The organism is Actinophytocola sp. (assembly GCF_035942955.1).
Lineage (GTDB): Bacteria > Actinomycetota > Actinomycetes > Mycobacteriales > Pseudonocardiaceae > DASYTH01.
The window spans coordinates 19,266-38,081 of the sequence record NZ_DASZCQ010000055.1; the positions used below are offsets into that span (position 1 = coordinate 19,266).

The window sequence follows — 18,816 nt, forward strand, 5'->3', positions numbered from 1 at the left end:
ACGGTGGCCGGATCAACTCGCCCAGGACAGCAGCGGTTGGTGCCGCTCGGGGTCGCGCAGCGCGGCGAGGGCCTGCTTCTCCAGCTGCCGGATGCGCTCGCGGGTGTAGCCGAGGCGCTCGGCGATCTCGGCGAGGGTGTGCTGGCGGCCGTCGTGCAGGCCGTAGCGCAACGTGATGATCATGGCTTCGCGGGGCGGAAGGGTGTCGACGAGGGCGCGCAGCTCCCGGGCGAAGGCCTGGTACTCGACGACGTCGCTGCCCTGCAGCACCTCGGTGTCCTCGATGAGATCGCCGACGTTGCGATCGCCGTCGTCGCCGATCGGGGTGTCCAGGCTGATCGTCTCGCGGGAGAGCCGGCGCAGCTCGTGCACGGTGTCGACGCTGAAGCCGGTGTGCTCGGCAAGCTCCTCTTCGGACGGTTCACGGCCGAGGCGGATCTGCAGATCCCGTTCCACCCTGGCCAGTTTGGACACGTCCTCCACCACGTGCATCGGCAGCCGGATGGTGCGGCTGTACTGGGCGAGGCCGCGGTCGATGGACTGCCGGATCCACCACACGGCGTACGTGGAGAACTTGAAACCCTTGGTGTAGTCGAACTTCTCCACCGCGCGGATCAGCCCGAGGTTGCCCTCCTGCACCAGGTCCAGCATGGACTGCCCGCGCCGGAAGTACTTCTTGGCCACCGACACCACCAGGCGCAGGTTGGCCCTGATCATCCGGCATTTGGCCCGCTGACCTTGGGCGGCAAGCAGATCCAGGTCGGCCCGGTCCCGCTCGGACAGCTCGCGCGCGCCGGACTCGTGCTGGTGCAGCAGCTCGGCGGCGTAGACTCCGGCCTCGATCTGCTTGGCCAGCTCGACCTCCTCGGCCGCGGACAGCAGCGGGGTGGCCGCGATCTGGTTCAGGTACTGGTTGAACAGGCTGGCTTCCTCACCAGGCTCACTCGGCTCCGGTCGGGCCCGCTGCGGCCTGGCTCTCGTCGACGCCGGCACAGTCATTGATCACGGTTACCCGTCCGGGCATTGCACAAACCACAGCAAAGTCATAGCGAACTCTCAGGGCGGCGCGCGAATCTTCCGGTAACCAGGAGACATGGCGCTGTGGTACTCGGCGGATTCGTTGGTGTTGCTGGCCGGGATCCCGGGCGCCGGCAAGAGCACCTTGCTGCGGCGGGTGTTCCGGACCGGCAGCGGGGTGCGGGTGCTTGACTCCGAGCAGCTGCGGGAGCGCTGGCGGCCGGTGCTCGGCCCGGTGCCCTACGGGCTGTGGCGGCCGCTGTTGCACGCCGTGCACTATCTGCGCGTCCTCGCGGCGATCCGGCGCGGTGGGCCGTTGGTGGTGCACGACTGCGCGACCCGTCCGTGGGTGCGGCGGTTGCTCGGCCGGCAGGCCCGGCGGTTCGGCTTGCAGGTGCACCTCGTGCTTCTCGACGTGTCCGAGGAGCAGGCCCGCGCCGGTCAGCTGGCCAGGGGCCGGGTGGTCCGGCAGCGCAGCTTCGCCACGCACTGCCGGCGGTGGCGGGAGCTCGTGGCGGGGGCGCGGGAGTGCCCCGGCCGCATGGTCCCCGGGGCGCGGTCGGCGATCGTCCTGGACCGCGCGGCCGCCGACCGGCTGACCGGGATCAGGTTCGGCCAGCGCATGCGCGCACCGCTGCTGCTGCCCTGATCACCTGGCCCACGGAAGGTTCGACCAGGGCAGGTCGTAGCCGTACTTGCGGCCCATCTCACGGGCGAAGTCCAGGGTCTGCTCGCGGGTGTAGCCGGGGTTGTTGTCGAAGAACGACTGCCAGTCCCGGGCGTACTCGGCGCTCATGCCCCGGTGCTGGTTCGTCTCCACCCAGCTGCACCACTTCGGGTCCGACGTGTCGATGCCCACCCGGCGGAACTGGGCGTGGAACTCGACCGGGAAGTTGTGGTGCGCCTGGTAGTCCCGGCCGTCCGCGGGCGGCGGCCCGTAGATCGCCTCGCACTGCCGCCGGTAGTCCCGGCCGCGCTCGTACTCCTGCCGGTACTGCTCCTCGAGCAGCCGGCGGAGCCGTTCCTCCCGCTCCCGGCGGTCCCGCTCTGCGCGCTCCCAGTCCCGCTCCCGCTGCGGGTCCCGCCGCGGGTTGCTCGGCCGCCTGCGGCGCAGCAGCCGCTCGAGGACCCGGCCGAGGACGGCAAGGACGAACAGGCCGATCCGGATCGCCGGGCCGATCCAGGCCACCTGGAACTGTCCGTCGAGCTTCGGCTTGAGGTTCTCGATGGTCTGCTGAACCTGCCGCTCGACGTCGGCGATCGGCGCCCGGTAGGAGTTGATCATCTGGGTGGCCTGGGCCATGACGTTGGGCGTCAGGCCACCCTCGGCAGCCATGGCCTGCCGGGTATAGGAGATCAGCCGGCCGACCAGGTCGGTGAGCAGGTCGTTGACGGTGCTGCGGGCGCCGGCGACCACCTCGCCCATGGTGCGGCCGGCCTCGCTGAGCACCGAGCACATCGCGGCCGCCGCGCGCAGCGACTCGGTGACCTCGGCCGCCCGGTCCCGGTACCGGTCGGCGGCCTCGCCGGTCCACTCGGCCGTGTCCGTCCGTGCGGCACCGCCGAGCCGCTGGTGCACCTCCCCGACCCTGGTGGCCGCCCGCTGCCAGCCGTCGGCGAAGGACTGGATCACCGAGGCGTTGCCGGCCATCCGGTCCAGCACCTCCTGCAGCGGCTGGACGTGCGGCTTGAGCGCGTCGAGGCCGGCGGACGACAGCGCGTCGATCGGGCGCATGGGCGTGCTCAGCGCCTGCAGGTTGCCGTCGGCCCGCAGGCCCGCGGCGATCCAGTCGCGACCGCTGATCGTGGCGAGCAACGTGGCGGCGTCGTCGGCGTCCCGCGCGGCCTCCGCGCCGAGCGCCGCCGGAGCGGTGGTCACCGCGCCCTGCCCAGCCGGGCCGCGCCGGTGGTCTCCTGGTGCTCGTAGTCGGCGACCGCGTAGCGCAGGTTCGCCGCCTCCGACTCCAGCGCCTCCACGCCGCTGAGCAGGGTTTCGTGCCCCACCCGGGAAAGCGTGTCGAGAGTGGCCGCGATCCGTTGGCCTATCTGGCCGTACGCGTCGGCGGTCATGCGCACCCCGCCGGCCGCGTCCGACCCGCCGCGCAACTCGGCCGCCAGCCCGGAAAGGGCGCGCGCATGATTGGTCAGCGCCGCGGTGACCACGTCGTAGGACCCGCTCACGGCAACCCCCTACTCAGACGTCTTCCAGAACCGGCCGGCTCTCCCAGTCCGAGCGCATGTCGGCGGGCTCCGGCTCCTCGGGCTCCGGCCCGGCGAAGCGCTTCCGCGCGTCGGCCACGATCAGGTGCGCGCTCGGGTCCTGCTCGCCGACGGTGTCGAGCACCGCCTGCCGCAGCAGGTCGGGGATCCTGGCCTGGGCCCGCGCCAGGCACTCCATGATCTCCTCGGCCAGCTCCTCGGCCCCGCGCAGCTCCAGCCCGGTCAGCAGCCCGCTGGCCGACACCGTCACCCGCACCACGCCGTCCGGCGACCCCTCGGAGATCGACACCCGCGACACCCGGTCGGCCAGCTCCTGGTAGCGCCGAGCATCCTCAGCCACCCGCTCCGCCCAACCCATGTCACCGAGCGTGGCGCACCGACGGCAGATTGGACACAGCCGTTCGGGTCAATTGCCCGGCGCACCAGGCCGAGCGTGGGCGCGTGAGCGGCCACCACGGCGACGCCAGGCGCCAACACGGCGACGCCAGGCGCCAACACGCCGATTGGAAACCGGGGGTTACCTGGCGCTGGCGGCGGCGCGTTGGAGGTCTTCGTCGGACAGGATGCGGCTGTCGGGGTCGGGGGCGACCGGGTCGAGGGGTTCGAAGCGGAGCTTCTCCATGTACGGGGTGCGGCGCTTGCGGCGGGCGTCGAGGAACTCCTTGGCGTAGTACATGCGGGCGTCCTCGACGTCGCGCTGGCCGGTGACGATGTCGTGCATCAGGTTAAGGGCCAGGAAGTTGGCCTCGATGTCGTGGCAGCGTGCGGACACCTCGCCGGCGGTGCGCTCGACGACCACGCTGCCGTCGAACTCGGCGAGCGCGGTCGCCTTCTCCGGCGGGACGCGGTAGTCGATGACCGACTCGACGGAGTCGATGTGCGGGGCCGGGAAGTTGTGCTCGTAGTACGTCTCGGTGGCGACCACGCGCTTCCAGGGGCCGACGCGCCGCCAGATGAGCACCGACTCGGTGGCCTCGTGCGGCTCGCCGTACTTGTCGACGACCAGCTGCGCGGCCTCCCGCGACGGATCCGGCCAGTTTTTGATCACGTCTGACTTACGTCCGGTTCCCATGGGTGAGGACCTACCCGCTACAGGCCCACTCCAACCGGTCTACATTCCCTGACAACCGATCGGCGGTTGGTGGGGTATAACAGCCACAACCTGCGAGGGATGATCATGGCCGGCGTGTCGGAGGCGGCGTTCGAGGCGTACTTCGCCGCGCGCGTGCCGGCGTTGCGGCGGTCGGCGTACCTGCTGACCGGCAACTGGCACGACGCGGAGGACATCGTCCAGGCCGCCTTCGTCCGCCTGTACGGCGTCTGGCACCGGGTGCGGTACGACTCGGCCGACGCCTACGTCCGCCGCGTGCTGGTGAACGTGTTCCTGTCCACCAAGCGCGGCCAGCCCGCGCGCGAGCACCCGGTGCCCGACGTGCCGGACAGCCCGGCGGTCCAGGCTTCGGCCGAGGACCGGGTGGCTATGCGTGGTGCATTGGCATCGCTGACCCCTGGCCAACGGGCCGTGGTCGTGCTGCGCTACTGGGAGGGCCTCAGCGTGGCCGAGACGGCCGCCACGCTTGGCGTGTCGGAGGGCACCGTGAAGAGCCAGACGCACCGGGCGGTGCTCGCCATGCGGCCGCACCTGGCCGAGGACGGGGTGCGCTGACATGGTCCACCCCGAGCGCGACGTCGACGCCGCGATGCGGCGGGCGGTGGCGGCCTGCCTGCCGGACCGCGAGCCGCCGATCGGCCTGCGGATCGACCGGGTGATCCGGCTCGGCCGCCGCCGGACCATGGCGCGGCGGCTCGCCGTGCCGGTCGCCGCGGCGGTGGTCACCGCGCTGGTGCTCGCCGTGTCCCGAACCGTCGGCATGACCGACCCGGATCCCGGGCCGCCGCCGGCGATCGGTGCCTCCGAGATTCCGTCCAGCGCGCTGCCGCCGGCGACGCTGGCCTACCGGCTGCCGGCCGGGCACTCCTGGGACGAGGCCGCCAACCGGCTGGCCAGGGGGATCGCCGAGGCGCTGCCGCCGGAGCACGTCGCGACCTATGTCGGCTCCCGCAGCGACCAGATCGGCGGCGGCGCGCGCTACGGCTACGGGTTCCACACGCTGTGGCGCGACGGCCAGCGGTACGGGTACCTGATGTGGCTGCACCGCACCAAGGGCGAGTACCCGGCGACCGCGTACGGCCTGCCGGTCGAGCCGTGCGTGGAGCCCTACGGCAAGTCCCCCGCGTACCACTGCGCGCCGGTGGCCGTGCCCGAAGGCGGCAGCGCGTACTCGTTCGACGTCGACAGCGGGTACAGGATGCGCGGGATCGTCTGGGACAGCAAGGATCCCAACGGTGGCGCCGACATCCGCGTCACGATCGCGTTCTACCTGCCGACCGGCGGCGCCTGGACGCCCTTCCCGGTGCTCGACGATCACCCGACGCTCACGGCGATCCCGATGTCGATCGACGAGCTCGCCCGCCTGATCGGGATTCCCGGCTGAGGCCTCGCCCGGCCAACGCCGGACGCGGCCGGGCGGCGCGCCGGCGCTCTCCCGCGCCCGGTCCGGGTCGCGGTCCGGCCACCGTCGCGGCTCGTCGGCCGGCCGGGCCTCGGACCCGCGGACCGCCGGGTCACACCGTCTGCGCGGGGTGCTCGACAAGGGCGAGGACCCGGCTGGCCATGAAGCGGGCGGTGCGCACCGGGGTCCCGGTCCGGGTCACCTCGACCACCTGGACCACCCCGCGGCCGATGGTCACCTCGACCCGGCGCCCGGCCCTGGTCGCGGTGATCTCGTAGGTGCGGATGGAGTCGCCGGCGTCGACGACGATCTCCACGCGATCGCCCTTCATATCCTCGAACCTAGTCTGAGCTGCGCCGCAACGGGGTACCCGGCCGTGATGGCGCTGGCCGTGACCGGGGTGGGGAAGGCGATCGCGCGGCATCCTTCGTGGGGTGTCGCGGTCGGCGCGCTGTGCGTGTCGGCGTCGGCCGTGCTGATCGACCTGTCCGGCACGTCGCCGGGCACGGCCTCGTTCTACCGGTGCCTGCTCGCCGTGCCCTTCCTGGTGGTGCTCGCGGCGGGGGAGCGGCGCCGCGAGGGCCCGCCGCCGCGGCGTCAGCGGGTGCAGGCGGTGCTGGCCGGGGCCCTGTTCGCCGGCGACATGCTGCTGTGGACGCAGGCGATCGCCGAGGTCGGCGCGGGGCTGTCCACGGTCCTGGTCAACCTGCAGGTGGTGTTCGTGCCGCTGCTGGCCTTCGCCGTGGACCGCGAGCCGATCACCCGGCGGTTTCTGGGCACCCTGCCGTTCCTGACGGTCGGCGTGGTGCTGACGGCGGGGATCGTCGACGGCGGGACGGTGGGCGCCGAGCCGGTGTGGGGCACGGTGCACGCGATCCTGGCCGCGGTGTGCTACTCGGGCTTTCTGTTCCTGCTGCGCCGGGGCGGGCTCGGCGGCCGGATCCGGCAGTCCTATGTGGACGTCACGGTGGCGGCCGCGCTGGTGTCGCTGGCGGTGGGGGCGTTCTGGCACGGGGTGGACCTGACGCCGGGCTGGGCGGCGATCGGTTGGCTGCTGCTGGTGGCCGTCGCCGGGCAGATCCTCGGATGGCTGCTGGTCGCGACCTGCTCGCCGCGGATCCCCAGCCACATCGGCGCGATCCTGCTGCTGCTCACCCCGGTCGGCGCCGTCGCTCTCGGCGCCGCGGTGCTCGGCGAGCGGCCCGGCGTGCTGCAGCTTCTCGGTTGCGCCCTGGTCCTGGGGAGCGGCTACCTGGCCACCCGGCGTCATTGACAAAGCAGATTTGTACGTGAAAAATCTGCTGTGCAATGGCGGAACATGATCTACCTTGCGCTGGTCACCAGGCGTCTGCAGGCAGATCCGGGTGCCGCGTTCAAGCTCGCCGTGACCTGTTACCCGAAGGGAAGACCCATGACTGAACCGATGACGCTGCGGGCCCGCGTCCTGGCGCCGGCCGCGCGGGTGCGCCGCGCCCTGACCGACCCGGCCGAGCTGCGTACCTGGCTGGCCGAGCACGCCGAGGTGGAGCTGCCGCACCGGTACGAGTTCTGGGGCCGCTACACGCCCCACGGCGACGCGCCGCGCCAGCGACTGTTGCATGTGGACGATCACACGCTGCGGTTCGGGTGGCGGGTCGAGGACACGGACACGACCGTCGACATCGGACTCGAGGCGGAGCGGCCGGGCTCGACGATCGTGGTGCTGCGGCACAGCGGGCTGCCCGACTTCGCCGAGATGATGGCGCAGACCGGCCCGCTGAGCCTGCTGCACACGTTCTGGGCGCTGGCGATCGCCAACCTCGTCGACCACGTGGAGGGCCGGGCGCTGACCGCCAGGGTCGACCTCACCTCGCCGCTGATGCGGGCCGAGGTGGTCATCGACGCATCGCCGCGGGCGGTGTACGACTCGCTGGTCGATCCGGAGGTGTTCGCCCGCTGGTTCGGCGCCAAGATCGAGATCGAGCCGCACGTCGGTGGGCGCTGGGCCATGGGCGGGTTCGAGCTGGACGAGTCGCCGGCCAAGATCCTCGAGCTCGAGCCCGGCCGCTCGCTGTCGATCGGCTGGTCCAACGGCCTTGTCGCGTCCTGGGAGCTGGCCGACTCGGGTGGCCGGACGCGGCTGACGCTCGTGCAGAGCGGGTTCGACGAGAGCAACCCGCCGCACGACGCCTGGCTCGGCTGGCTGAGCGGCATCGCCGAGCTGCGCAGGTACCACGAGCTAACCGACTGGCGGCCGACCTGGCTCGGTGTGCACCTGGACGGGATGCCGGACGGCTTGATCACGCTCCCGCAGGAGGTCTGACGTGTTGCTGGAGGGGCAGAACGCGATCGTCTACGGGGCCGGCGGGGCGATCGGCGGCGCGGTTGCGCGGGCGTTCGCCGGGGAAGGGGCGCGGGTGCACCTCGCCGGGCGGACCCTGGCCCGGTTGGAGCGGGTGGCCGAGGAGATCCGGGACGCGGGCGGCGCGGTGGCGACCGCGGAGCTGGACGCGCTGGACGAGCGGGCCGTCGACGAGCACGCCGACGCCGTGGCCGCCCGCGCCGGCAGCGTCGACATCTCGATGAACCTGATCTCGATCGGAGACGTGCAGGGGACGCCGCTGGCCGAGATGGCGGTCGGCGACTTCCTGCAGCCGATCGTGAACCTCATGCGCTCGGCGTTCCTGACCGCAAGAGCGGCGGCCCGGCACATGATCAGGCAGGGCTCCGGCGTGATCCTGATGTTCGGCGGCGACGGGGATCCCGTGCGCGACTACCACATCGGCGGCTTCCAGATCGCGCTCGCCGCCCAGGAGTCGCTGCGCCGGCAGCTGGCCAGCGAGCTCGGCCGGCACGGCATCCGGGTCCTGAGCCTGCAGACCGGCGGCATACCCGAAACCATCCCCGCGGACTTCGAGGGCGCGGAGGCCATCGCGAAGTCCCTGGTGGACCCCACCATGCTCAACCGGGCCGCCACGTTGGCCGACGTCGGCCACGTCGCCGCGTTCGCCGCCTCCGACCACGCCCGCTCCATGACCGCGACCGCTCTCAACATCAGCTGCGGCGCGATCGTGGACTAGCAGCACCAGGTCGTCCGTGCCGCGGTCGCCCTGCGACGGCACGAGCACTCGTGTTTGCGATGCCCCATGCTCGCCACAACCCGAAAATGCTTCCCCGGCTCGACGAGATCGAGGACGACCTGTTGGCATGGCTCGGTGAGGTCGAGGGCATCGACCTCACCCTGACCTCCTGCCGGGACCTGTCCTCGATGAGCGGCATCCTGGCCGACAGCTCCTATCGTCTGCTGCCGGCCTGAGGGCGCGGCCTTACTTCAGGTGCCGGGCGAAGAACCGGTTGGCGTCGTCGGCCTCGAACGGTGGGACGCCGGTGTGCCCGCCCATGTTGGCGTGCAGGGTCTTCTGCGTGGAGCCGAAGGCGTCGAACAGGTCCAGGGCCAGCTGCCGGTCGTTTCCTTCGTCGTCCCACTGCAGCAGGACCAGCAGCGGAATGGTGACCTGCCGGGCTTCGGCGAACATGCCGCGGGGCACGAAGCTCCCGGCGAACAGCAGGGCGGCCGCGATGCGTGGCTCGACTGCCGCCAGCCGGATGCCGATGGCGATCACTCCTCCCGAGTACCCGACCGGGCCGCCGATCCCGGGCAGCGAGAGGACGGCGTCCAGGGTCGCCTGCCATTCCGGGACCGCCTTGTCGACCAGCGGGACGACGAGCCGGTCGACGATCTCGTCGTCGACCGGCTCGCCGGCCGCCAGCGCCCGGCGCAGGTCGGCGCGGGCCTGCTCGGCGGTGGCGCAACGGGGCCGCTCCCCGCTGCCGGGCAGCTCGATGGTGGCCGCGGCGAAGCCCTCCGCCACGGCGTGCCGGGCCCGGGCCAGGAGTCGGGGGTACATCTGGTGCAGTCCGCCGGGGTGGCCGAGCAGGATCAGCGGCGCCGGTGCGGCTGCGGAGGTGGATGCGGGTGTCCACAGGATGCCGGGGATCTCGCCGAGGGTGAACTCGCGCTCGAGGACACCGTCGTCGAGGCGCTGTTGAGAAGTGAATCGCACGGTCGTGCCTTTCGGGAGTGCTCGCGGGCGGCGCTCCCGGACGACCTATCGCCCGACCGTGACCCCGGAGGGAAGCACCCACGTCGATACGTTCACGGGTACCACCTCCTCGTCCTCTCGCACGGCCGCCGCGAACCTAGCAGTGGCCGCCGTGGTCCGCCAACAGGTTTGCGTAGGCTCCGGGGCCCGCCGCGAAGGCGGTCACGCTCAGCCAGCAAGATCCATCGGACTCACAGCCGCTCGCTCGACAAGTGCAGAGAAGCTCGACAAGCGCAAGGTCGAACTCGGCTCCTGCGGCCGCCCGGCTTAGGGGCGGGCGCCCAGGTCGGTGCGGGCGCGGAGGAGCTCGGCGCGGGCGTCGTCGATGTCGCCGGAGACCAGCATGCAGGCGGCGAGGCGGACGGCGTCGGCGGCGTCGCGGACCCGGCAGGTGTCTCCGCAGGCGGCGGTCCGGGCCAGCGAGACTCGCAGGTCCTCGGCCAGGGCCAGGGCGTCGGGCGTGGCGGTGAGCAGGGGAAGCACGGCGTCGATGCCGGCGATCAGGTAGTGGCCCGCGGACGGTCGCAAGTCGGGCAGCGCCTCCGGCCGGGCCCGCGGTATCCACGGCCGGCGACCCCGATGCACCATCGGCGACGCCCCTCCCCGAGCCCCGGTTCCCATCATGGTTGCCATCCTCGTAGCTGGAATCCGATCTTGCGGCGGATTCCTCTATCGCACACCCCCAAACCAGATAACAAGTAGAACTCCACTATGGAGTGAATGGGGTCGCTATAGCGCTCTGGCGTTCGGCCTGGGTGACCCAGGGGGCGGCGTTCACGATCAGGTTACGGGCCTGGCGGGGGGCGAACTCGTAGGTGGTCTCGCCGCCGCACGGGCCGTCGGACTCGCCGGGGCGCTTGACCCACAGCGTGGCCGCGACGCCCGGCAGGTCGGGGCTGGTGGTCGGGCGGTCGCCGAGGCCCTGCCGGGCGGGGTTGCACCACTCGTCGTCGCGGCCCGGCTCGTCGGGCGGCGGCCCGGCGCCGTTGCGCGAGGTGTCGATGACGAACTCCCGGCCTCCGACCAGGTCCGACAGCTCGAGGCCCCACCGCTGGGCGTCCTGGGTGGGCTGCCGGTTGGCGACGTTGACGGCGAACCCTTCCGCGCGGTTGACGCCGGACGCCAGCAGCCGCTCGGCGGTCTCGCCGGTGCTGCGCCAGGCGGAGTGCCCGGCGTCGAGGTACACGTACTGCCCGGCGTCGACCAGCCTGGCGACCGCGGTGCGGAGCAGGTCGGCTCGCTCGGCGTCGAAGCAGTCGGCCGGGATCGCGTCGGGCTCGACGATGATGGCCGCGCGGGTGCCGGCCAGCGCCGCGACGAGCTGGTCGATCCAGGCCAGGTATGCCTGGGGGGTGGGCGCGCCGTCGCGGTGGCCGGTGCAGCCGCGGTCCGGCAGGTAGTAGGCGACCAGGACGAGCAGCGCCCGCTGCCGCCGGGCGTCGCGGGCCAGCCGCGGGATGTCGGCGACGTTCTCCGGGCCGTTGATCCACCGGGCCTGCGGGGTGCTGGTGATCGGGTCGAGCCAGCCGGCGCCGTTGGCGGCCTGCCAGCGGCTCGCCTCCGAGTCGCGGTCGAGGTGCAGCCGCTGGCCGCGGAACGGGTGCTGCAGCGGGGCGAACTCCACCGGCGGCGGGCTCGGGTGCAGGTCGGTCGACGGGGCGTGGCCGCAGCCGGCCAGCGCGACCGCGGCGAGGAGGGTGGCGAGGCGGCGCATCACGGCTCCCAGTAGCGGCTGACGCGGTAGACGGTCACGCCGTCGTCGCCGGTGCCGAACGAGGTGACGGCCACCGCGTGCTTGCGGGCCTCGAGCAGCGTCGGGTATCCCTGCGGGCCGTTCTGCGCGGTGTAGTACCAGTTCGGCACCACCAGGTAGTCGATGCGGGTCAGGTCGCGGCGCACCGCGGGGTCGGTGTCGAGCTTGTGCACGATGATCGGTCGGGGGTTGTATCCGTTGTGGTGCACCAGGTCCACCCAGATCGAGTCGTGCGCCACGATCACCTTGTCGCGCGGCACGTTGTCGGCGACCCACCGCTGGGCGGCGCGCAGCGGCGGCTCCTCGGTCGTGGTGAGCATCGGTCGCAGCTCGGCCGGCCAGACGGCCGCGGCCGCGGCGAGCACACCGATCGCCAGCCCACCGGCCATGACCAGCCGCCAGCGCGGGTGCCGTGCCGGCGTTTCCGGCTCAACGGCCCAGGTCCGTGGCCGCCGGTTGCCCGCGACCACCTCGATCGCGCCGACGACCAGGAGCACGGCCCACGGCAGCAGCGTCAGCACGTGCATGAACGGCACGTAGCCGCCGCGCAGCAACACCAGCCAGCCGAGCGCCAGGGCCAACGCGATCGGGCGCAGCCGGGGCGCGGCCAGGCAGACCGGCAGCGCGGCCAGCCCGCCGAGCAGCAGGATCCAGTCCTGGGTCAGCCAATCGGTGAACAGGTGCCGCGCCGCGGTGTCGGGGAGCAGCACGGAACCGCTCGACGGCCGCTCGGCGAGCTGCCATCCGGCGGTGCCCAGCAGGCTGTTGTGCCCGGGGCCGGGGAACAGCTCGCCCTTGTACAGCGCGAACAACGGGTACAGCGCCATGAGCAGGACGCCGGCCCCGGCCGCGACCGTGAGCGTCTGGGTCCGGTTGCGCGGGTCGGCGTTGCGCCACATCGCCCAGGCCAGCGCGGGCAGCAGCACCAGCGCGGTCTCCTTGGTCAGCGCGGCCATCCCGAAGCACAGCGCGGCGCCAAGGCTGCCGGCGATCCCCCGGCGCGGTGACAGCGCGAGCACGAACGCGCCGAGCAGCCAGGGGGTGGCAAGGTTGTCCAGGAACACCCACCGTCCATATGAGACACTCAACGGGCACAGCGCGAACAGCAGGGCGGCCCCGGCGCCACCGGCCCGGGAGAAGCCGAGCCGCCGGCCGAGCGCGTAGACCAGCGCGGTGCTGGCCAGCTTGGCCAGCAGCATGACCTCGTTGCCGAACCCGAAGGCCGTGCCGTAACGGTCGAAACCGTTGGTGAGCAACGCCCACAGCGCCATCTGGATCCAGCCGGCCGGAGCGTGGTCGTAGAAGTACGAGTACGGCGAGAGCGTTCCCTGGTAGCGCAGCGACCAGGCCTGGGACAGGTAAGTCCCCGGATCGTCCACGTACCGGGGAAACGTCGACATGCCGATCGCGTGTGCCAAGCCGGCCACCACGAGCACCGGGACCAGCACGGCGAGACTGCGGCCGTGCCGGCGCAGCCACACGCTCACCGACACGAGCAGCCGGCGCCGCACCGGCAGCGGCGGCAGGACCTTCGCCAGGTCCACTGTGGTCAGAGTGGGCCTCGTGCGGTGCGCGCTCATCGCGAGCCCACCAGCTCCGGCTGCGGCGCGCCCGGCAGGTGCGCGCCCTGGTGTGCGGTCTTGACCCAGTTGTTGCGGCCGAGCGTGTAGCGCAGGATCGCCCAGATCGCGGCCAACGACAGCACGAGCTGGAACGGGTACGCGCCGACGATCAGCCCGAGATAGTCGCGCAACCGCGCCCGGATCCCGAACGTGCGGCTGAACTGGCGCAGCAGCACCACGTCCAGCGCCACGTTGAGCAGCCCGAGTCCTAACGGGAGGCTCGCGAGCAGCGTCACGACGATCGGCGACTTGTGCCAGATCGCCATGGCCAGCGCGACCGGGGCCAGCGCCGCGGCGAATGCCTGGAAGAACTGGAAGCCCAGCACGTACACGGCGAGCAGCCGCTGGGCGCGGGTGGGCAGCGCCAGCCACTCGCCGGACCGGAAGACCTGGATGAAGCCCTGCATCCAGCGCACCCGCTGGCGCAGCAGGCCGCGCAGGGTCGACGGCGTCTCCTCGCGGGTGACCAGCTCCTCGAGGTAGACCACGTCGACCCGGTAGCCGAGCACCGACGCCAGGATGCCGATCTTGCAGTCCTCGGTCAGGCACTCCTCGTCCCAGGCCCGGCCGTACCGCGCGCGCAGCGTGTCGATGAACCGCCTGCGGAAGAAGACCGTGTTGCCGCCCAGCGGCATGATGCCCATCGCCGCCTGGAGCTTGAGCCGGGACTGGAACCACTTGAAGTACTCGAGCACGTTGGCCGCGCGCCACCACGCCGAGGTGTTCGCCCGCCACCAGCGGCGCAGCGGGGGGGGGGGCCCGCCCGGCTGCGGGACGGCATCCGGGTCGGCGTTGAAGTTCATCAGCTGCACGCCGCACTGCACGACCGCGGCGTTGGTCCGCCGGAACCGGTAGTCCACCACGTGCAGCAGATCCGGGTGGAACAGGTCCTCGGCGTCGGCGATTCCGACCCACTCGAACCGGACGCCCAACCGGTCCAACCGTTCGATCGCGGCGTTGAGCCCGATCGGCTTGTTGTGCACCGGATGGTCGCTCGGGTAGGGGCACTCGAGGATCCGCCCGGGATACTCGCGCGCCTTCGCCCGGACGATCCGCGCGGTGCCCTGGTCGTCGGCGTAGTCGACGATCGGCATGACGCGGTAGTTCGGGTGGCTCAGGGTGGCCAGCCGGTCGAGGGTGGTCCCGGCAACGGCCTCCTCGTGCCGCATGGGCACCAGGATCACGCCGGGCAGCCGGGGTGTGTCCGGGCTTCCGTAGCGCGCCGGGTTGCCGTGCTCGGGCCGCCACCACTTGTACAGCTGGAACGCCAGCGTGGTCACCGTGACCACCAGCATGAACAGCGACACCACCACGATGAACGCGTCCAGGAACAGTACGGCCGCGAGCACCCCGGCGGCCGACACCCCGAGCAGGCAGGCCAGCCGGGCGCCGGGGCGGGTGTCGCGGTGGTCGAACGACCACCACCGGTCGGTGCAGTAGTTCAGCACCGCACCTGCGGCCAGCAGCGTCCAGTAGGCCACGCTCGCGCCGAGCCGCGGCGCCAGCACCGGAAACAACGCAATGCTCAGGACCGTGCTTGCGCCGCGCGCGGCGTGGAACCGCCACCACCGGGTCCACGTGCTGCGCGGCGAGCCGGCCAGCCGGCCGCGCCAGGTCAGGTACCGGTTGCCGAGGAAGTTGAGCTGCAGCGTGACCAGCACGGTGGCCGCGTTGGCCAGCCATGGTGGCCAGCCGGCGTGGATCAGTGCCAGGAGCAGAACCATCCCCAGGGCCGCCGCGGTCAGGCCGACGGCAACGAACCGGACGGGCACGCCAAATCCTCCCGGGAGTGGGGCGTCAGTTGAGATCGAGACGGGGGTTAACCGCATGCTGGTGTAGCGAAACCGTTACTGAATGGGAGGATGCGAGGGTGACCGCCATCTCGCTGGACGACGCGCGCCGGTTGGACCGCGACGACGAGCTTGCCGCGTACCGCGAACGGTTCGTGCCGATCGATCCCGGTGTCGTGGCCTACCTGGACGGCAACTCGCTCGGCCGGCCTCCACAGTCCACAATGGATCGATTGGAGGATCTGGTTGTCCGGCAGTGGGGTTCGCGGCTGATCCGGTCCTGGGAGGAGGGCTGGCTCGAGCTGCCGGAACGGATCGGCGACCGGCTCGGCGCGGCCTGCCTCGGCGCCGCGGCCGGTCAGGTGATCGTCGCCGACTCGACGACCCTGTGCCTGCACAAGGCGCTGCGGGCGGCGATCGCCCTTCGGCCGGGGCGCACCGAGATCGTCACCGACGCCGCCAACTTCCCGACCGATCGCTACGTGGTGGAGGCGGTGGCCGAGGAGCTGGGCCTGACCGTGCGCTGGGTGCCCACCGACCTCGCGGCCGGGATCACGGCGGAGGCGCTGGCCGGTGCGGTGGGGGAGCGGACCGCGGTGGTCACGCTGTCGCACGTGGCGTACCGCTCGTCGTACCTCGCCGACCTGGCCGCGATCACCGAGCTGGTGCACGCGGCCGGGGCGCTGGTCGTGTGGGATCTGTGCCACAGCGCCGGGGTGGTCCCGGTGCACCTCGACGCGGCCGGCGCCGACTTCGCGGTGGGCTGCACCTACAAGTTCCTCAACGCCGGGCCCGGTGCGCCCGCCTTCCTGTACGTGCGCGCCGAGCACCTGCCCGGCCTCCGCGCGCCGCTGCGCGGCTGGATGGGCACCGAGGACATCTTCGACATGGACGCGGCCTACCGGCCGGCCTCCGGGCTGCGCCGCCTGCTGTCCGGCACGCCCGCGGTGCTCGGCCTGCTGTGCGTGGCCGAAGGCCTTGCCATGATCGCCGATGCCGGGATCGAGCGGATCCGCGCCAAGTCGACCGCCCTGACCCGGCTGGCGATCGAGCTCGCCGACGCCTGGCTGGCCCCGCTTGGCTTCACGGTCGCCTCGCCCCGCGCCGATGAGCGCCGCGGCGGGCACGTGCTGCTCAGCCACCCGAACGCCGCAAACCTCGCCCGGTTGTTCAACGACAGCGGCGTGATCCTCGACTTCCGCCCACCGCAAGGGATCCGCCTCGGCCCCTCGCCACTGTCCACAAGCTACGAAGAGGTGTGGACGGCGCTGAACCGAATGCGCGCGCTCACCGCGGCCGGGTCCAGCACCGTCCTTTCCACCTGAGCCCCGATCCACCGACCGGCGTCGGAGGTCGGCGATCGCAGGGCGGAAACGACGGCCGGCCGCCGTCGCTTAGGCCGCCAGCCTGATTGGCTCTTCGGAACCAGCGGGCTCGGTGGTCGGACGGGGTTGGCGGATGCCGAGGAGGGCCACGGCGGCGCCGAGTGCGGCGACGATGACCGGCACCACGAGCGCGGCGTGGAAGCCGTCGAGCAGGCCCTGGGCCGTGCCGTCCGGGCGGGTCGCGCCGTTGTTGACGGCGGTGGTCACCGCCAGCACGAGCGCGCCGCCGAACTGGAACGAGGTGTTGACCAGGCCGCCGGCCAGGCCCTGCTCGTGGGGGGCGATGCCGTTGGTGGCGGCGATGTTGAGTGGGCCGTAGGCCAGGCCGAACGCCAGCCCGCCGAGGAGGTACGTCGGGAGCATGGCGGCGTAGCCCGTGTCGGCGTCGATCGGCAGGTACAGCGCGTACGCCGCGACGGCCGAGCTCAGCCCGACAAAGATCACCCGCTGCACGCCGAACCGGCTCACCAGGGGTGCGACCCGCGGCGCCAGGACGGCGACGAGCGCGCCGGCCGGGAAGATCGCCAGGCCGGTCTCCAGCGCCGACCAGCCGCGCAGCTGCTGCAGGTACAGCGTGGTGATGAACTGCGTGCCGAACCAGGCGCCGATCAGCGTCATCGCGCCGAGGTTGGCCCGGACCAGCGCGCCGGAGCGCAGGATTCCCAGGCGCACCAGCGGGGCCGCCGAGCGCCGCTCGATCAGCACGAACACCGCCATGATCGCGGCGGCGGCCACCAGCGAGCCGATCGTGCGTGCCGAGTCCCAGCCCACGTCGGGCGCCTCGACCAGGGTGTAGACCAGGATCAGCATCGCGGCCGTCACGGTGACCGCGCCGGCCACGTCGAACCCGCGGCCCGCGCGCGCGGGCCGGCCGGAGTCGGGAATCAGCCGGGCGCCGGCCAGCAGCGTGACCAGCGCGAGGGGAGCGGGCAGCAGGCACACCCACTGCCAGCCGATGCCGGTCAGCAGCCCGCCGAACACCAGGCCGAGGGAGAAGCCGGTCGCGCCGGTGGCGGTGTAGATCGACAGTGCCTTGTTGCGGGCCGGGCCCTCGGCGAAGGTCGTGGTGATGATCGACAGGCCGGCCGGCGTGGTGAACGCGGCGGCCACGCCCTTGACGAACCGGGCGGCGACAAGGAACGTCCCGTCGACGGCCAGCGCGGACAGCGCGGAGGCGACCAGGAAGACGGCCAGCGAGACGAGGAACACCCGGCGCCGGCCGAGCAGGTCGGCGGCCCGCCCGCCGAGCAGCAGGAAGCCGCCGTATCCGAGCACGTAGCCGCTGACCACCCACTGCAGCGCGCTGGTGGACATGCCGAGGTCGGCGCGGATCGACGGCAGGGCGACGCCCATCATCGAGACGTCGAGGGCATCGAGGAAGAGCGCGCCGCACAGCACAAGCAGGGTGCTCCAGGCGCGGCGGCTCAGCCGGTGGTTGCCGGTGTCGGTACCGGTGTCGGACGAGGTTGACACGAGAGTAAACTCCAGACGCTCGGTTTCGGACCGGTCGGTCCCGGACCGATCGGTCCGCAATCTTGCTCGGGCGGCCGGGCGGCTGTCAACCCAATTGGGACCGATCGGTCCGATAGACTGGGCGGCGGAGGTGGAAATGGGGCGACGACCTGCGGCCGAGACCCGTGCCCACATACTGGACACCGCGGCCCGCCTGTTCGACGCCCACGGCGTGCACGCCGTCGGGCTGCAGCAGATCATCGACGAGTTCGGCTGCGGCAAGAACCTGCTGTACCGCGAGTTCCCAAGCAAGGACGACCTGGTCGTCGCCTACCTGCAGGCCCGTACCCGGGAATGGGAGCAGCGGGTCGAGTCGGCGATCCGGCCCCTGGACGGCGACCCGGGCGCCCAGCTCGTCGCGATTGTGCGGGATGCGGCCGACAAGGCCACCGTCGCCGGGACCCGGGGTTGCCCGCTGCGCAACGCGTTCGCCGAGTTTCCCGACCCCGACCACCCCGCGCACCGGGTGGCCGTCGACCACTTCGCCGCCGTGCGGGCGCGGCTGCTCGAGATCGCGGAGCAGACCGGTGCGCGCGACCCCGGCCCGCTGGCCGACCGGATCATGCTGATCATCGACGGGCTGTATGCCAACGGCGCCATCCTGGGCCCGAACGGCGCGGCCGCCGCCGCCGTGCGCTTCGCCGAAGACGTCGTCAACGCAGCCACCCATGCCTAGCGCCGATGGTCACTCCCCCAAGCCCATCCCACCCGCCCACCCCCGGCCTCCCCGTCCACCCCCAGCGCGCGTCTCGAACGTGTCGCTGGAAGCGTCGCTGGGGTCGACCAATCTTTGGCGAGGGCGGCCGCCCCACGACGACAAGGGCAGGGCGAGGAACGAGCCCCTGCCCGCAGACGTCGTCAGCCAACCACCACGACACCCAACCACCCACCCCGGCCCGCAACCACCCAACCAATCCAACCC

Annotated in this window: 21 protein-coding genes; 9 read left to right on the forward strand and 12 right to left on the reverse strand. The window is 72.1% G+C overall.

The window, feature by feature from the left end:
- Nucleotides 1-12 precede the first annotated feature (12 nt).
- Nucleotides 13-999: a sigma-70 family RNA polymerase sigma factor gene (locus VGX25_RS05575; RefSeq protein ID WP_326916513.1), complete on the reverse strand. Its 987-nt coding sequence runs from the start codon at nucleotides 997-999 to the stop codon at nucleotides 13-15.
- 94 nt (nucleotides 1,000-1,093) lie between these two features.
- Between VGX25_RS05575 and VGX25_RS05580 the strand changes: the two genes are divergently transcribed.
- Complete coding sequence (locus VGX25_RS05580) at nucleotides 1,094-1,666, forward strand: AAA family ATPase (RefSeq protein WP_326916514.1); 573 nt, start codon at nucleotides 1,094-1,096, stop codon at nucleotides 1,664-1,666.
- On the opposite strand, the gene VGX25_RS05585 is transcribed toward VGX25_RS05580, so the two are convergent.
- From VGX25_RS05585 to VGX25_RS05600, 4 genes are all read right to left on the reverse strand, one after another.
- Nucleotides 1,667-2,896: a hypothetical protein gene (locus VGX25_RS05585; RefSeq protein WP_326916515.1), complete on the reverse strand. Its 1,230-nt coding sequence runs from the start codon at nucleotides 2,894-2,896 to the stop codon at nucleotides 1,667-1,669.
- On the reverse strand, nucleotides 2,893-3,198 hold the full coding sequence (locus tag VGX25_RS05590) for a type VII secretion target (RefSeq protein WP_326916516.1): 306 nt from the start codon (nucleotides 3,196-3,198) through the stop codon (nucleotides 2,893-2,895). The genes VGX25_RS05585 and VGX25_RS05590 overlap by 4 nt, the downstream gene beginning before the upstream one ends.
- A gap of 13 nt (nucleotides 3,199-3,211) precedes the next feature.
- The gene (locus tag VGX25_RS05595) at nucleotides 3,212-3,595 is read right to left on the reverse strand and encodes a hypothetical protein (protein WP_326916517.1); all 384 of its coding nucleotides are present in this window, start codon (nucleotides 3,593-3,595) and stop codon (nucleotides 3,212-3,214) included.
- Between the two features lie 159 nt (nucleotides 3,596-3,754).
- Entirely contained in the window at nucleotides 3,755-4,309 is a 555-nt protein-coding gene (locus VGX25_RS05600) for a hypothetical protein (RefSeq protein ID WP_326916518.1), read from the reverse strand.
- 105 nt (nucleotides 4,310-4,414) lie between these two features.
- Here VGX25_RS05600 and VGX25_RS05605 point away from each other — a divergent pair, with 105 nt between their 5' ends.
- A complete protein-coding gene (locus VGX25_RS05605; protein WP_326916519.1) occupies nucleotides 4,415-4,903 on the forward strand; it encodes a SigE family RNA polymerase sigma factor in 489 nt (162 codons plus the stop codon).
- 1 nt (nucleotide 4,904) lies between these two features.
- Nucleotides 4,905-5,732, forward strand: a complete 828-nt coding sequence (locus VGX25_RS05610; protein ID WP_326916520.1) for a hypothetical protein — start codon at nucleotides 4,905-4,907, stop codon at nucleotides 5,730-5,732.
- Between the two features lie 130 nt (nucleotides 5,733-5,862).
- On the opposite strand, the gene VGX25_RS05615 is transcribed toward VGX25_RS05610, so the two are convergent.
- The gene (locus tag VGX25_RS05615; protein ID WP_326916521.1) at nucleotides 5,863-6,081 is read right to left on the reverse strand and encodes a hypothetical protein; all 219 of its coding nucleotides are present in this window, start codon (nucleotides 6,079-6,081) and stop codon (nucleotides 5,863-5,865) included.
- A 48-nt stretch (nucleotides 6,082-6,129) separates the two neighbouring features.
- Here VGX25_RS05615 and VGX25_RS05620 point away from each other — a divergent pair, with 48 nt between their 5' ends.
- From VGX25_RS05620 to VGX25_RS05635, 4 genes are all read left to right on the forward strand, one after another.
- Entirely contained in the window at nucleotides 6,130-7,023 is an 894-nt protein-coding gene (locus VGX25_RS05620; protein ID WP_326916522.1) for a DMT family transporter, read from the forward strand.
- Nucleotides 7,024-7,161: 138 nt separating this feature from the next.
- Nucleotides 7,162-8,052: an SRPBCC domain-containing protein gene (locus VGX25_RS05625; protein ID WP_326916523.1), complete on the forward strand. Its 891-nt coding sequence runs from the start codon at nucleotides 7,162-7,164 to the stop codon at nucleotides 8,050-8,052.
- Nucleotide 8,053: 1 nt separating this feature from the next.
- Nucleotides 8,054-8,809 carry an SDR family NAD(P)-dependent oxidoreductase gene (locus VGX25_RS05630; protein WP_326916524.1) on the forward strand — a complete coding sequence of 252 codons (756 nt, stop codon included), beginning with the start codon at nucleotides 8,054-8,056 and terminating at the stop codon, nucleotides 8,807-8,809.
- An 86-nt stretch (nucleotides 8,810-8,895) separates the two neighbouring features.
- Nucleotides 8,896-9,045 (forward strand): hypothetical protein, encoded by a 150-nt coding sequence (locus VGX25_RS05635; RefSeq protein ID WP_326916525.1) that lies wholly within the window; start codon nucleotides 8,896-8,898, stop codon nucleotides 9,043-9,045.
- Nucleotides 9,046-9,055: 10 nt separating this feature from the next.
- Here VGX25_RS05635 and VGX25_RS05640 read toward each other — a convergent pair whose 3' ends face one another.
- From VGX25_RS05640 to VGX25_RS05660, 5 genes are all read right to left on the reverse strand, one after another.
- Nucleotides 9,056-9,793, reverse strand: a complete 738-nt coding sequence (locus VGX25_RS05640; protein ID WP_326916526.1) for an alpha/beta hydrolase — start codon at nucleotides 9,791-9,793, stop codon at nucleotides 9,056-9,058.
- Between the two features lie 306 nt (nucleotides 9,794-10,099).
- A complete protein-coding gene (locus VGX25_RS05645; protein WP_326916527.1) occupies nucleotides 10,100-10,420 on the reverse strand; it encodes a hypothetical protein in 321 nt (106 codons plus the stop codon).
- A gap of 121 nt (nucleotides 10,421-10,541) precedes the next feature.
- Entirely contained in the window at nucleotides 10,542-11,546 is a 1,005-nt protein-coding gene (locus VGX25_RS05650) for a glycoside hydrolase family 6 protein (RefSeq protein WP_326916528.1), read from the reverse strand.
- The gene (locus VGX25_RS05655) at nucleotides 11,546-13,129 is read right to left on the reverse strand and encodes a glycosyltransferase family 39 protein (RefSeq protein ID WP_326916529.1); all 1,584 of its coding nucleotides are present in this window, start codon (nucleotides 13,127-13,129) and stop codon (nucleotides 11,546-11,548) included. Before VGX25_RS05655 ends, VGX25_RS05650 begins: the two co-directional genes overlap by 1 nt.
- 32 nt (nucleotides 13,130-13,161) lie before the next feature.
- Nucleotides 13,162-14,979, reverse strand: a complete 1,818-nt coding sequence (locus VGX25_RS05660) for a glycosyltransferase (protein WP_326916530.1) — start codon at nucleotides 14,977-14,979, stop codon at nucleotides 13,162-13,164.
- A gap of 98 nt (nucleotides 14,980-15,077) precedes the next feature.
- Between VGX25_RS05660 and VGX25_RS05665 the strand changes: the two genes are divergently transcribed.
- Nucleotides 15,078-16,322, forward strand: a complete 1,245-nt coding sequence (locus tag VGX25_RS05665) for a kynureninase (RefSeq protein WP_326916531.1) — start codon at nucleotides 15,078-15,080, stop codon at nucleotides 16,320-16,322.
- A gap of 69 nt (nucleotides 16,323-16,391) precedes the next feature.
- On the opposite strand, the gene VGX25_RS05670 is transcribed toward VGX25_RS05665, so the two are convergent.
- Nucleotides 16,392-17,855 carry an MFS transporter gene (locus VGX25_RS05670; protein WP_414635721.1) on the reverse strand — a complete coding sequence of 488 codons (1,464 nt, stop codon included), beginning with the start codon at nucleotides 17,853-17,855 and terminating at the stop codon, nucleotides 16,392-16,394.
- A 136-nt stretch (nucleotides 17,856-17,991) separates the two neighbouring features.
- Between VGX25_RS05670 and VGX25_RS05675 the strand changes: the two genes are divergently transcribed.
- Entirely contained in the window at nucleotides 17,992-18,570 is a 579-nt protein-coding gene (locus VGX25_RS05675; protein ID WP_326916532.1) for a TetR/AcrR family transcriptional regulator, read from the forward strand.
- The last annotated feature ends 246 nt before the right edge of the window (nucleotides 18,571-18,816 follow it).

What these genes read in the sequence shown, in the direction of transcription:
- VGX25_RS05575 (WP_326916513.1), bottom strand. Translation starts at nt 999, where the DNA reads ATGACTGTGCCGGCGTCGACGAGAGCCAGGCCGCAGCGGGCCCGACCG.
- VGX25_RS05580 (WP_326916514.1), top strand. Translation starts at nt 1,094, where the DNA reads ATGGCGCTGTGGTACTCGGCGGATTCGTTGGTGTTGCTGGCCGGGATC.
- VGX25_RS05595 (WP_326916517.1), bottom strand. Translation starts at nt 3,595, where the DNA reads ATGGGTTGGGCGGAGCGGGTGGCTGAGGATGCTCGGCGCTACCAGGAG.
- VGX25_RS05600 (WP_326916518.1), bottom strand. Translation starts at nt 4,309, where the DNA reads ATGGGAACCGGACGTAAGTCAGACGTGATCAAAAACTGGCCGGATCCG.
- VGX25_RS05605 (WP_326916519.1), top strand. Translation starts at nt 4,415, where the DNA reads ATGGCCGGCGTGTCGGAGGCGGCGTTCGAGGCGTACTTCGCCGCGCGC.
- VGX25_RS05610 (WP_326916520.1), top strand. Translation starts at nt 4,905, where the DNA reads ATGGTCCACCCCGAGCGCGACGTCGACGCCGCGATGCGGCGGGCGGTG.
- VGX25_RS05615 (WP_326916521.1), bottom strand. Translation starts at nt 6,081, where the DNA reads ATGAAGGGCGATCGCGTGGAGATCGTCGTCGACGCCGGCGACTCCATC.
- VGX25_RS05620 (WP_326916522.1), top strand. Translation starts at nt 6,130, where the DNA reads ATGGCGCTGGCCGTGACCGGGGTGGGGAAGGCGATCGCGCGGCATCCT.
- VGX25_RS05625 (WP_326916523.1), top strand. Translation starts at nt 7,162, where the DNA reads ATGACTGAACCGATGACGCTGCGGGCCCGCGTCCTGGCGCCGGCCGCG.
- VGX25_RS05635 (WP_326916525.1), top strand. Translation starts at nt 8,896, where the DNA reads ATGCTTCCCCGGCTCGACGAGATCGAGGACGACCTGTTGGCATGGCTC.
- VGX25_RS05645 (WP_326916527.1), bottom strand. Translation starts at nt 10,420, where the DNA reads ATGGTGCATCGGGGTCGCCGGCCGTGGATACCGCGGGCCCGGCCGGAG.
- VGX25_RS05650 (WP_326916528.1), bottom strand. Translation starts at nt 11,546, where the DNA reads ATGCGCCGCCTCGCCACCCTCCTCGCCGCGGTCGCGCTGGCCGGCTGC.
- VGX25_RS05675 (WP_326916532.1), top strand. Translation starts at nt 17,992, where the DNA reads ATGGGGCGACGACCTGCGGCCGAGACCCGTGCCCACATACTGGACACC.